13 protein-coding genes are annotated in these 13,357 nt (G+C 42.1%); 11 read left to right on the forward strand and 2 right to left on the reverse strand.

Going from position 1 to position 13,357, the window contains the following annotated elements; translation table 11 throughout:
- Positions 1-30 precede the first annotated feature (30 nt).
- Genes HQ39_RS06020 through HQ39_RS06070 form a run of 11 tightly spaced genes read left to right on the forward strand, consistent with a single transcriptional unit; the run spans position 31 to position 11,496 of the window.
- Entirely contained in the window at positions 31-876 is an 846-nt protein-coding gene (locus HQ39_RS06020) for an MBL fold metallo-hydrolase (RefSeq protein WP_235317647.1), read from the forward strand.
- A gap of 43 nt (positions 877-919) precedes the next feature.
- Positions 920-1,600, forward strand: a complete 681-nt coding sequence (locus HQ39_RS06025) for a DUF3256 family protein (protein WP_036864672.1) — start codon at positions 920-922, stop codon at positions 1,598-1,600.
- A gap of 20 nt (positions 1,601-1,620) precedes the next feature.
- On the forward strand, positions 1,621-2,490 hold the full coding sequence (locus tag HQ39_RS06030) for a hypothetical protein (protein ID WP_036864674.1): 870 nt from the start codon (positions 1,621-1,623) through the stop codon (positions 2,488-2,490).
- 11 nt (positions 2,491-2,501) lie between these two features.
- The gene (locus HQ39_RS06035) at positions 2,502-3,173 is read left to right on the forward strand and encodes a MarC family protein (RefSeq protein WP_036864676.1); all 672 of its coding nucleotides are present in this window, start codon (positions 2,502-2,504) and stop codon (positions 3,171-3,173) included.
- An 18-nt stretch (positions 3,174-3,191) separates the two neighbouring features.
- Entirely contained in the window at positions 3,192-4,361 is a 1,170-nt protein-coding gene (gene nspC / locus HQ39_RS06040) for a carboxynorspermidine decarboxylase (RefSeq protein WP_052079497.1), read from the forward strand.
- Between the two features lie 39 nt (positions 4,362-4,400).
- Complete coding sequence (gene ftsY / locus HQ39_RS06045) at positions 4,401-5,354, forward strand: signal recognition particle-docking protein FtsY (RefSeq protein WP_036864679.1); 954 nt, start codon at positions 4,401-4,403, stop codon at positions 5,352-5,354.
- Positions 5,355-5,386: 32 nt separating this feature from the next.
- Complete coding sequence (rimO, locus tag HQ39_RS06050) at positions 5,387-6,703, forward strand: 30S ribosomal protein S12 methylthiotransferase RimO (RefSeq protein WP_036864682.1); 1,317 nt, start codon at positions 5,387-5,389, stop codon at positions 6,701-6,703.
- Between the two features lie 14 nt (positions 6,704-6,717).
- Positions 6,718-7,899 carry a LysM peptidoglycan-binding domain-containing protein gene (locus tag HQ39_RS06055; RefSeq protein ID WP_036864685.1) on the forward strand — a complete coding sequence of 394 codons (1,182 nt, stop codon included), beginning with the start codon at positions 6,718-6,720 and terminating at the stop codon, positions 7,897-7,899.
- Positions 7,900-7,943: 44 nt separating this feature from the next.
- Entirely contained in the window at positions 7,944-9,446 is a 1,503-nt protein-coding gene (locus HQ39_RS06060; protein WP_036790428.1) for a potassium/proton antiporter, read from the forward strand.
- Between the two features lie 4 nt (positions 9,447-9,450).
- A complete protein-coding gene (locus HQ39_RS06065; protein WP_036864688.1) occupies positions 9,451-10,575 on the forward strand; it encodes an N-acetylmuramoyl-L-alanine amidase in 1,125 nt (374 codons plus the stop codon).
- Between the two features lie 33 nt (positions 10,576-10,608).
- Positions 10,609-11,496: an MlaD family protein gene (locus HQ39_RS06070; RefSeq protein WP_036790422.1), complete on the forward strand. Its 888-nt coding sequence runs from the start codon at positions 10,609-10,611 to the stop codon at positions 11,494-11,496.
- A 152-nt stretch (positions 11,497-11,648) separates the two neighbouring features.
- Here the strand turns inward: HQ39_RS06070 and HQ39_RS06075 are convergent, their stop codons facing one another.
- Positions 11,649-12,746: a phosphotransferase enzyme family protein gene (locus HQ39_RS06075; protein ID WP_036864691.1), complete on the reverse strand. Its 1,098-nt coding sequence runs from the start codon at positions 12,744-12,746 to the stop codon at positions 11,649-11,651.
- A gap of 189 nt (positions 12,747-12,935) precedes the next feature.
- Positions 12,936-13,097, reverse strand: coding sequence for a hypothetical protein (locus HQ39_RS09595; RefSeq protein WP_160216113.1), 162 nt, complete (start codon positions 13,095-13,097; stop codon positions 12,936-12,938).
- Positions 13,098-13,357: the final 260 nt, after the last annotated feature.

Consider the following 13,357-nt stretch of genomic DNA (forward strand, 5'->3'; position numbering starts at 1 on the left):
AGCAAACTTAGGAGAGATAATAGCATTAAGGTGAAACAATCAGCTGACTATATTACATTTTTTAGCATAGGAAGTGGCAGCAGTGGAAATTGTTACTTCTTCTCGTATTTTGGAACATCTTTACTCATAGATGCCGGGCTTAGAGGACGAACGATCGCAGATGCTTTGAAAGACAAGGGCATAGATCCGACCTCTCTATCCGGAATCTTGGTGACACACGATCATGCTGATCATGTGCGCGGAGTAGGAAGTATTGCTACGAGATATCATATGCCTATTTATGCTACAAGAAAAGTAATGCATGCTCTAATCACAAGTAGATATATCCAAGAAGATATTACAGGGTATTTGAAACCGATTGATCTGAATAAGGCCTTGGAAATAGGGTCTATTAAGGTTCATGCTATTCCCATCCCACACGATAGCACGGACAATATTGGCTATATGATAGAGACTCCCGTAGGAGTGTTTACTTTGATGACGGACATAGGAGATGTTACACCGGAAGTTGAGGGTGCTATAAGACAAAGTAACTTCCTTGTGTTTGAAAGCAACTATGACGAAGAGATGTTGAAAGGAGGCAAATATCCTCAATTCTTAAAGGAGCGTATCACCTGTGGTACAGGACACCTTAGCAATACGAAAAGTGCTGAATGCCTTGCTTGTAATTATCACTTGGATATGACTTTTATAGCTCTCTGTCATTTAAGCAAAGATAATAATCATCCGGATCTTGCATACAAGTTTGTAGAGCATCGCTTGTTTAGAGAAGGAATAAGAGTGGGTAAAGATTTAGAACTAATGGTGCTCAAGAGGAGCATTCCTTCCGAAAAGCTTTTCTTGCGTCGTGGAGAACTTCCCATTAGAATCTTATGACCCAAAAAGATATAGTACCTTTGTTTTTAGTTAATGTGAGAAAATGAAGCATTTCCAAGAGTATATAGTTTTTCTGTTGGGTATCCTTGCTCTGATCTTTTGCGGTGGTGGTTTATCGGCTCAAACTGTTGCAGAAGTTTTTATTGACGCTCCGGAATCCGCTTTCCCCGTGCTTTCCTTGAATAACAAGAAAGATCTAATAGATCGTTATGAAGCAAGGAAGGAGAAAGAAGAAGTAGATTTGGAGGTAGAAAATGAATTTAATGGCAAAAGTAGACTCCTTTATCTGAGTGATGTGAGAATGGTTGTTGTACTGGATAAGCACTCTAAGATAGAGCTTTGTATGCTTACGGTAAAGGGGCAAAAAGATCCTTTGATTGCTGTTATCAGAACATCTTTAATCTCTCCTGAGCATTCGGTTTTGTCTTTTTATGATGTGTCTTGGAAGAAAAAAGATAAAACTCTTCATGAACCATCATATTCTTTTGAAACATTCATAAAGAACAGTTCTTCTAAAGCTACGACACTGGGCAAGCTCGTAATGTCTCAGCTTGCATCCATCACAAATCTTCTTACTTTTATGGAAGATGAAAGAGGGAAAGTTGGTCTTTCTGTACATCTTACGGGTATAGATGATTCTTCTCTTGAGAGTGAGGAGAGTGTGAGAAGCCTATTGAAAAGCGAAAAAATAACATTTTGGTGGAATAATAAGAAGTTCTTATAGAATAGAAATAGCGACAATATATGCAGAAGAAAGCTTTAGTTTATACCATAGTTGTAGTGGCTGCCATAGCTTTGGGAGTGGCAGGTTTTATCCTTCTGAGACAAAATAATGAACTCAAGGAGTTCAAAGAGCAGATGATACTGGATAGACAACTTCTTGAAGAGGAGTTTAACGATCTATCTATGCAGTATGAAGGATATAAATTCACAGTGAGTAATGACTCCCTATTGAAAAAACTTGAGGGTGAGCAAGCAAAAGTACAGCGCTTGATGGAAGAGTTGAAAACCGTTAAGAGCAATAATGCAAAACGGATTGGAGAACTCAAGAAGGAGTTGGAAACACTCCGAAAGATCATGCGACACTATGTACAGCAGATAGACTCGTTGAACAAAGCAAATACGGAGCTTAAAGAAGAGAATACCAGAGTCCGCCAGAAGATATCTCAAGTAACTACCACTGCTCAGAGACTTCAAGCCGAGAAGACTGCCCTGAATGAGCAGGTTCAAAGAGCCAGTAAGCTTAGTGTTTCGTATATTGCAGTCTCTTTATTGGATAAGAAAGGTAAAGAGACCAAAAAGATAAAGAAAGCTGCTCAAATTCGTGTTGTTGCAAATATAGATCGTAATGTAACGGCAGAAGTAGGAGAGAAGACTATTTATGTTCGTATTTTGAAGCCTGACGGAGAAATACTGACTCTGCATGATGGCACTTTTGCTTATGAAAATGGAATGCTTGAATATTCTATGAAAAGAACTATTGAGTATGATGGTGAACCGGTTCAGGTAACTCTGTTTTGGGATATCAGTGAATATCTCTTGGAGGGTAATTATAGGGCAGACATCTTTTCGGATGGTCATTTGATAGGTAAGAAAGCATTTAGAATAGAGTAAAACATTTTCTTATGGAAGTATTCGATGGAGGATGGGGATTTTTTCTCATCTGTATAGTATCCCTTGTTACTATATCTAATCCTTTGGCTGTTATGCCGTTTTATCTTTCTCTTACAAATGGGTTAACCCAAAAGGCTAAGGGGCGAGTTATCGTAAAGGCTATAACAGCTTCTATTGTAACACTCTTGTTTTTTGCATTTCTTGGACCTCTTATGTTTAAGGTCTTTGGAATATCCATAGATGGCTTTCGTATTATTGGAGGAATTATCTTTTTTAATCTGGGATATGCAATGATGAACGATGCCGGCAGTAGGAGAAACTCTAAGCTTGTTGAAGATCACGATACGGAAAAGCAGGAGGATACCGATAATATCTCTATAATTCCATTAGCCATTCCTATTTTGTGTGGTCCCGGTATGATGACCAACGGAATTTTACTTCGAGAAGAGGCAGATACTAATGGAAAGGTAATAATATTGGTCGGGACTATCATACTGTTTTATATTTCGGCTGGTCTGATCTTAAGAACATCAGAACGCATAACTGTTTGGCTTGGAGAAACCGGGAATAAAGTTCTCTCTCGAATTATGGGCTTGATATTGATGGTGATAGCTGCGGAATTTATTATAACAGGTGTTAAGCCGATTTTGACTGAAATTATTAGAACAGCTGTTGGCAGCTGATTTTGTGAATAGAGTCTTATGCAAGAGTTTAAGAATATTGTCCCCACAGAAAAAGAGCATCCAAAGACCCCATGTTATGTCATGGAGGAGGAGAAGCTACGTTATAATCTTTCCCTCATAAAAGATGTTGCCCAAAGAAGTGGAGCAGAAATAATATTGGCATTCAAGGCTTTTGCTCTTTGGAAATCTTTTCCAATATTTCGAGAGTATATCAAATCAAGCACCGCAAGTTCCATATTTGAGGCTCGGATGGGGTATGAATATATGGGATCTTCTACATATACTTTTGCTCCTGCATACAAAGAGGATGAATTCGATGAGATTTTGAAATATAGCGATCATATTGTCTTTAACTCGCTATCTCAGTTTCAAAAATTTTATCCTCTTGTGCAAAACTATGGAGGAACACACTCTTGTGGTATTCGCATCAATCCGGAATATTCTACGGTAGGGACTGATTTATATAATCCTTGCGCTCCGGGTTCAAGATTGGGTATATTATCCTCTCAGTTGCCTCAAGAGCTTCCCCAAGGTATAGACGGCTTTCATTTTCATTCCCATTGTGAGAGTAATTCTTATGATTTAGAGGAAACTCTCAAGCACGTGGAGGAAAAGTTCGGAGAATATCTTCCTCAACTAAAGTGGCTCAATATGGGAGGAGGACATTTGATGACTCACGCAGAGTATGACGTTGAACATTTGATTACGCTGTTGCGGAGGTTCAAAGAAAAATACCCGAATCTAACTCTTATTTTAGAGCCGGGAAGTGCTTTTGCTTGGCAAACCGGTTACTTGAAGACTCAGGTATTGGACGTCGTTGAAAATAGTGGAATAAAAACTCTTATCGTAGATGCTTCTTTCACCGCTCACATGCCGGACTGTCTTGAGATGCCGTATCAGCCACGTGTCCGTGGAGCAGAGATTGGCGCATTCCCGGAGAAAGGATATGTGTATAGAATAGGGGGCAATAGCTGTTTGAGTGGAGATTTTATAGGAGATTGGACTTTTTCTCAAGAAGTTAAGATTGGAGATATTGTCTTGTTTGAGGACATGATTCATTACACTACTGTAAAGACGACAATGTTTAATGGTATTCCTCATCCAAGTATTGCTATTAAGCATACAGATGGCACGTTTGAGATTTATCGCTCATACGGATATGAAGATTACCTGAATAGGATGTGTTAGGCAGTTAAGAAGATATTAAAGGCAAAAAGGGATAGAGTTATGGGATTATTTGGTTTTTTTTCAAAGGATAAGAAGAAAACTTTGGATGAGGGTTTGGAGAACACAAGGTCCAACGTCTTTTCTAAGATCGGTCGTGCAATAGCCGGAAAAAGCACGGTTGACGATGAGGTCTTGGACGAACTGGAAGAAATCTTGGTAACATCTGATGTTGGAGTAGAAACCACTCTGAAGATCATCAAACGTATAGAAGAACGCGTTGCTCAAGACAAATATTTTGGAACCAACGAGCTGACCAAAATACTTAGAGGAGAAATAGCTGCTCTATTGGAAGAGAACAATTCCATGGATGGCGAAGCATTTTCTCTTCCGAAGGAAACAAAACCCTATGTTATAATGGTAGTGGGGGTCAATGGTGTTGGAAAAACAACGACGATAGGGAAGTTAGCATACCAATTCAAGTCTGCAGGATATAATGTCGTTCTTGGTGCAGCGGATACATTTAGAGCCGCCGCTGTTGACCAGTTGGTTATTTGGGGCGAAAGAGTGGGAGTGCCTGTTGTCAAGCAGCAAATGGGTTCGGATCCTGCTTCTGTCGCTTTCGATACACTCTCTTCTGCAAAAGCCAGTGGAGCAGACGTCGTTATCATAGACACAGCCGGCAGACTTCATAATAAGGTCGGCTTGATGAATGAGCTTACCAAGATAAAGAACGTCATGAAAAAAGTTGTACCGGATGCTCCTCATGAAGTTCTTCTCATTCTAGATGGTTCCACAGGTCAAAATGCGTTTGAACAAGCAAAGCAGTTTACGGCTGCAACGGAAGTGAATGCTTTGGCTATAACAAAGTTGGATGGAACAGCCAAAGGAGGCGTTGTAATAGGTATTTCAGACCAATTTAAGATACCTGTAAAGTACATAGGATTGGGAGAAAAAGTTACCGATTTGCAGCTTTTCCGTAAGAAAGAGTTTGTGGACTCTCTCTTCGGTGAATAACTCTCAAGGAGTATATAAGAGATTCAATTTGAATGAGAAAGAATAGAGTAGATATCATAACACTGGGATGTTCTAAAAATCTCGTAGATTCGGAGCTGTTGATGCACCATTTTATTACGGTGGGGTATCAGGTTTTTCACGATCCTGAGAGGGTTTGTGGAGAGATTGTTGTCATCAATACTTGTGGATTTATAGGAGATGCCAAGGAGGAGTCTATCGAAACTATTCTTAGAATGGTAGAGGCAAAGAAACAAGGAGCCATAGGACAGCTTTATGTCATGGGTTGCCTCTCTGAAAGATACAGGGAAGAACTGAAAAAAGAGATCCCGGAAGTCGATGCGTATTATGGAAAGTTCGACTGGAAAGACCTCGTCGGAAATCTTACCAAGGCTTTTCATGTCGATGCTTCCGGTCTTAGGAAGATTACTACACCACAGCATTACGCTTATGTGAAGATTTCGGAAGGGTGTGATAGAGCTTGTTCTTATTGTGCCATTCCTCTCATCACCGGTAAGCACAAGAGTAGGAGTATAGATAACATCATAAAAGAAGTTACATCTCTTACTGATAGTGGTGTAAAAGAAATTCAGCTCATCGCTCAAGATCTTACTTATTATGGAAAGGATCTTTACAAGAGAGCTGCTTTGGCAGACTTGCTAAGAGAGCTATGTACCATAGACAGACTGGAGTGGATACGTTTGCACTACGCCTATCCTACACAGTTCCCTTTGGATATTTTGCCGGTTATGGCAGCAGAGGATAAGATCTGCAACTACTTGGATATCGCTTTGCAACACGCTTCAGACAATATGTTGAAGATTATGAGAAGAGGTATCTCGAGAAAAGAAACAGAAGCTCTTCTAAGTCGGATTCGGCAAGAAGTTCCGGGTATTCACATCCGTACTACAATGATGGTAGGACATCCCGGAGAGACAGAGTCGGATTTTGAAGAACTCTTGGATTTTGTCGCTGCACAAAGATTTGAACGAATGGGAGCTTTTGCATACTCCCACGAAGATGACACATACTCTTGGAAGCACTATAAAGACGATATCCCCTTGAAGATAAAGAAGGATAGACTATCCAAACTAATGAAGTTACAAGAGGGTATTGCTTTTGATAATGCTCAACAGAAAGTAGGACAACAGCAAAAGGTCATTATAGACAGAGAGGATGCAGAGTATTATATCGGTCGTACAGAGTTTGACTCTCCCGATGTCGATCCGGAAGTACTAATCTCCAAGCAAGGATGCTTGTCTGTTCCTTTGGATATAGGGCAGTTTTACAAAGCTGATATTGTGGACACTATAGGTTTTGACCTTATAGCAGAGATACGAAACAAAACATAAATTGAAATTGTGGCATGAACACATACGGGAACGAATCTCGCCTCATATGCTTATGGGTGCACTGGCTTCAGACTACGCTTCTTGATGGAAATCCTTTTTGTTGGGAAGGTGTAGGTACTCTCTATGTGAAATGCGAAGATGAGTACATCGGTGTTTTAGAAGATACGCCTTACCTTTTTCCTCCTCGTATTGCTCTTGTTTTCGAGCCGGCTGAAGAGCTTATCTCTTTTCTTCAGAAGAGAGACTTGTCCCTTCTCTCATCATACTCTCAACATCATACGGCTCAGCTGCTTTCCGAGATTTACTCTACATTCTCTTGCAAAGAGTTTGCCCTTGATCTGGAAGAACACTCTCGCTCTTTCTTGTCTCTGCTTTTAGAGGGGAAAAGTGCGTACCAAGAGGGATTTGGTACACTCTCTCTGCGTAATGCTTCTGAGGGTAGCACTCTTGATTTCTCCCCTGATGCCTCTTTTGTCGAGCGACTTCAAAAACCTTTTGAGGCTTTTGAGCCAACCATACTAAAGTCTGCCTCTTTATTCCCCGATCTTTATATCAAAAAGATATCCGATATTCATATCGAAACACCGGTTCAAACTTTTTCTATTCCCCAATTTATACCGGAAGAGAAAAAGGTTGAAAGCGGTAGTTTCGATATTTCTGTTTTAGGGCAAAAAGATACACCCTCTTCTTCGGAACAAGGGATTGATGTTGTACCGGCTGTGCAAAACAAGAAGAAATGGTCTCCTGCCTTTTTGTTTATTCCCATACTCCTTCTCTTGCTTGGAGGTATTATGTTTTGGTATCTGAACTCTCATAAGGAGACAGTCCCTGAAACGCTTCCCGCTCCTCTTCCACAAACAGAGGTGGTAGAGGCTCAAAAGGTAGATGCCGAACCGGAAGAGCAGACAGACAAGATGCTTCCTCTTGCTGTGGAGACAGTAGAAAGAGGCACCACTTTAAGTGGATTGGCACAGAAACATTATGGGAATGTTATCTTTTGGGTCTGCATCTATATGGAGAACTATTCTGTCATATCGGATTACAATAATGTCCCTCTCGGACAAGAGCTCAAGATACCTCCTTTGGACAAGTACAAAATGAAAGGAGATAGAGCAGAGGATATATCCCGATGCAGAAGAATCGAGTACCTTATCTACTCCTCTCAGTACAAGCCCGGCGATGAGAATAATCTCTAAAATAATTACTCAAACTACAACACACAATATCTAAGACCGTATCCATGTTTACTCCGGAACATTTTCTTCTCGTAGGATCTTCACTCATCATATTAGGACTCATTCTTAGTCGAGCCGGCTTCAAGCTGGGCGTACCTGTACTGCTTCTCTTTTTAGGAGTTGGTATGTTGGCAGGAGAGGAAGGACTCGGGATCAGTTTTAACGACACCAAGATAGCACAGTTCGTTGGAGTGATGGCTTTAACGGTAATCCTTTTTTCAGGAGGTATGGATACCAACTTCAAGGATGTAAAGCCTCGTCTGAAAGAAGGAATATCTCTGGCTACGGTTGGGGTCTTGCTTACAACTCTGCTTACAGGAACGTTCATATACTATCTCTTTCAGCTTGAGTTCATGCCCATCCATCTTACCTATGTACAATCTTTGCTTTGTGCTGCGGTAATGTCCTCTACGGATTCTGCTTCTGTATTCTCTATCTTGAGGACGAAAGAGATTACGCTGAAACAGAATCTCCGTCCCACACTGGAGTTGGAGAGTGGAAGCAATGACCCTATGGCATATATGCTTACAGTGATACTTATTCAGCTGGCTTCGTTAGGCGATATAAGTACTTTTGAAGCAGTGTTTGACTTTTTCAGACAGTTTATCATTGGTGCTTTTGTCGGTTGGGGAATGGGAAAGATAGCCGTTTGGATGGTCAATAGGATCAATCTCCCCAATCCTTCTCTATATCCCATTTTGTTATTGGCATTTTCGGGGCTGATCTTTGCTTCTGCATACGCATTTAAGGGCAATGGATATCTGGCTGTTTATATCGGAGGGCTCATCGTAGGAAACTCTAAACTCAAGTTTCAGAAGTCTGTCAAAGGATTTTTTGATGGTTTCGCATGGCTTTGGCAGCTTATTATGTTCCTTACGTTGGGGCTGTTGGTCGTTCCTTCCGAACTCTTCCACGTTGCCATCCCGGCGATACTCATTGCTCTGTTCCTAATATTTCTTGGGCGTCCTATTGCTACATTTTTGACCCTCTTACCCATAAGAAGCTCTTTGAGTAATAAGGCAAGGCTGTATGTCTCATGGATGGGTCTTCGTGGTGCTGTCCCCATCATCTTTGCCACCTATCCCTTGGTTGCAGAAGTTCCTAATGCCACTACTATCTTCAATGTGGTCTTCTTCATTACTCTGCTTTCCCTCATTATACAAGGCTCTACCGCTACATGGATGGCAGAAAAGCTCGATTTGGTGGATGAACCGGTGCAGAAACGAGTATTTGATGTAGAGCTTCCCGAAGAGATCAAGAGTGCACTAAGCGAGATTATTGTTACGCAAGAGATGTTGGCTTATGGCAACACTCTCACAGATATACCCCTTCCACGCCATACACTTGCAGTGATGGTATTGCGTGGAGGACACTATTTTATACCAAGCGGAACTACCGAACTCCAAGTGGAAGACCATATCCTGCTCATTTCGGACGATCAGGAAGCCCTGTTGGCATACTATGAAGAGACCGGAATAGCTCCGTATAGAATGGAAGTAAACGAATAACGTTATGACCAGATCTACTTTACTTGCACTTTTTCTCTCTTTTCTCTTTCCTTTTTTCTCCTCTTCTGTTTCTGCTCGGAATAGCAAAGGGAAGTTTGTCGTGGTCATAGATCCCGGGCACGGAGGCAAGGATGCCGGAGCATTGGGAACCATTAGCAAGGAGAAAGATATTGTTCTCAAAGTAGGACTAAAAGTAAGAGAGCTTCTACGTAAGCAGGATCCCGGCATCGCTGTTTTGATGACTCGCTCCACCGATGTATTTATCGGTCTCAACGAGAGGGCAGACTATGCCAATCGTAACCATGCCGACCTTTTTGTCTCTATACATGCCAACTCCGTAAAGTCCAAGTCGGCACGAGGAATAGAAACTTATACTCTCGGTCTCGCTCGCTCGGAAGAGAATCTTCGTGTAGCAATGAAAGAAAACTCCGTTATCCTCAAAGAGGATGACTACAAGACAAAATATGAAGGTTTCGATCCCAACTCCACGGAGAGCTATATCATGTTCGAGTTCATGCAGAATAAGAATATGGAAAGCTCCATAAAGTTGGCTCAGAACGTGCAGAAGAATTTGGTTGTTGGAGGACGTAGGGTAAATAGAGGGGTTAAGCAGAATATCTTTCTGGTTTTGCGCCGTACATCCATGCCGAGCATCCTTATAGAGTTAGGATTTATATCCGATCGGCAAGAAGAGAGCTACATGAACTCCTCAGCCGGTATAGACGAAATGGCTCGTTCCATATCCTCTGCGGTGATCAAGTATAAGCAGGATTTAGATAAAAAGCTTTCCGCTCAGTCTGCGCAGTCTGCACCACAGCCGCCTGCGGAAGAGGTGAATGCTTCTACCAAAACATCTGTTCACGCAGAAACACAGAAAGCATCCGCTCCGGAAGGGGAGAAGAGATACCGCATTCAGATCCTTACTCATTCCAAAAAGATAGATCCGTCAGATGCTCGCTTCAAAGGGTATGGACAGCATCTCAAATGTTATCGGGATGGCGACCAATACAAATATACTCTTTACGACTTTGCCTCTCAAAAAGAGGCTTTGGAGCAACAAAAGAAGCTGAAGAAAGTTTTTAATGGCTGTTTTATCGTTACCTTTGTCGGAGATAAAAGGGTAGATTAGAATTATCGTTGTATTTATATTAAGCAAAACTGTATGGAAACACTCAACAAGAAGTCGCAGTTGTTAAGAATCGGAATTGTAGGACTCATTGCATTGGTCATTCTCTATTTTGGACTCAACTTCTTAAAGGGACTGAATATATTCAGTCGGGAATACGTGTACTATACCAGTTTGCAAAATGCCAAAGACGTTACCGTATCCACTCCCATCCTCATAGACGGATACCGGGTAGGCTTGGTTACGGCTGTGGAGTACGACTACAAAGACTTCACAGGTACAAAGGTCGAAATGTCCATAGATAAAAATCTGAAGATACCCAAGAGCAGCTACGTCATAGTCAAGGGTAACCCTTTAAGTGGAGCCGAGCTGGTGATTGTTCGCACCGGTACTACCGATTTTCATCAACCGGGTGAGAGGCTGAACAGTAAAGCCACAACGGATATTCTTTCTCAGTTTACCGACGAGCTTCTTCCTAAGTTGGCAGGGACGATCAACAGGATAGATACTCTTCTCATGGGTATTCATACCATTATTGACAACGGGAATATTCCCGAAACACTTGGTGAAATACATGCCACCTCTATCAACCTGAACCAAACCGTACGCACGCTCAGGCTCTCCATAGACAAGCATCTGCCCGGAATGATGACCGATTTCAGAGCCGGAGCAGCCTCCATAGCCGGCATAACATCCAAGCTCGACAGCCTCGACTATGCCGCTACTTATGCAGAGCTTCAACGTACCGTAGAGCAGCTTCATCAGCTTACCCGGAGACTTCAACAGCCCGACAATACACTCGGACTACTTCTCACAGACAAAAGACTCTACGAACAGCTCAACCGCGTAACCCTCTCTGCCGACAGTCTTCTTGTGGACATCAAGGCAAATCCCAAGCGTTATGTGAAGTTCTCTCTCTTCTGACAACAGGAGATCGAGCTGGTTCTTTCTTAGGAACAATCTTTTAAGGATATATAAAAAACCGATTCGATTTTGGTCGAATCGGTTTTTTTATTGTCGGGACAGATAAAAAGATACCTTTGAAAAGGTCTCAAAAAGAGGATCTGTCCGCTCTATTACAGCCATTGAGCCATGAAAGCATCCATCTCTTCTGCCTTCTCTTCCAGCCTTTTGAAAAACTCAAACTGAGCCAAAGAGCGTTGCAGATTATGCTTCGGACTCTCTATCTTGTAGTAAGTATCACCATTGATATAGTCTGTCAAGAAGCGCACGGTCTGCATATAAGTAAGCAGTCTTCCGCCATAAGGGAGCAGGCGGATCTCCTGAGGCGTTAGAAATGCCTGCGCACTCTCCATATATCCACGAGTGTAAGCCTCGAATATAGGCATATTGACGCCGATCTTCTCAAGCTCCGGCTCATCCTCTCTGCCTGTATTCACTGCTGTACGGATGAAGTCGCCTATATCGGAAAGAACAAATCCCGGCATAACCGTATCGAGATCCACCACGCAGAGCACCTTCTTTTCATTCTTATCGAAAAGGATATTGTTCACCTTCGTGTCGCAATGGTTCGTACGCATCGTGAGCTTACCCTCCTCATACAGTCTCTCTTGAATGCACATCTTTTCGGCACGGCTTTCAAGCTCATCCACTAACCACTGTACCTCCGACAGTCTGCCCGCTTTATCCTCTTTCACCGCATCCCTTAGCTGACCGAGGCGAAACGTCATGTTGTGGAAGTTTGGAATGGTATCGCCCAACACTCCGGCAGGAATATCCGCAAGCATCGCCTGGAACTCGCCGAACGCTTTACCTGCTTCGTAGGAAAGCTCCGGAGTAACAGCCTCGTAGCTCACGCTGTTCGGAATAAAGAGGCACACGCGCCAGTAGCTCTCGCCATCGAAATGATAGTTTTTGCCATCTTTGGTACGGAAAAATGTCAGCACCTTTCTGTCCAAATCTTTCTCTCCTCGCTCCGACAGTTTCTTGCGGATATGCTCCGTAACTGCAAAGATATTGTTCTGAAGCGTCTCCACATCCGTAAAGATCAGATGATTGATACGCTGTAAAATATACTTGAACTCTCCATCGGACATCCTCACTCCGAGAGTGTCATTGATGTGTCCGTTACCTACGGGCACCACTTCCACAACCTCTCCTTCGATAGGAAAGTGCTGAAGAATAGACGCATAGTCGGCTCTTGTATTCGTCATAAATAGAAGGGTTTATAAGGGTTTACTAAATCTTTTGTGTCCATAAACACGTGATCGTAAAGATACTATTTTTTCTCCGTATCTCTTCCTGCATTTTCCTACGGCACTTCTTCTTGCTTTTGTCTATCCTGCAACACTCCCTACCACCGAATCCCATATCTTCCTCATGGCATTGCTTCCTGCTTTTGTCTATCCTACAACATCCCCTCTACCGAATCCCATATCTTCCTCACGGCTCTCAATCTCGCTTTTGTTTCCCTTACAACACTCGCCACTACCGAACTCCATATTTTCTTCACGGCATTTCTTCCTGCCGTATAGCCGTTCAGAAGTTCCGATAACCCTGTTCACATCTTTCGTTAAACGGGATAAAGAGTTCAAATCACGCCTTGACTTCCAAAACTCACGCCTTGATTTCTCAAAACCCAATCTCGATTTCCAAAAATCTACCCTTGATTTTTATACCCCATGTCCTGACTTCCGCAATTATTTACTTTTAGACCTATTTTTATTCTTGATAAAGAATATTTATAAATACGCTTATGCCATCTTTTCATCATCAAACATCATAAGACCATTCCTTTTTATCTCTTTCCTAAACTGTATTTTCC

Origin of the sequence: Porphyromonas sp. COT-108 OH2963 (genome assembly GCF_000768895.1) — a bacterium.
In the GTDB taxonomy this organism is placed as follows: Bacteria; Bacteroidota; Bacteroidia; order Bacteroidales; family Porphyromonadaceae; genus Porphyromonas_A; species Porphyromonas_A canoris.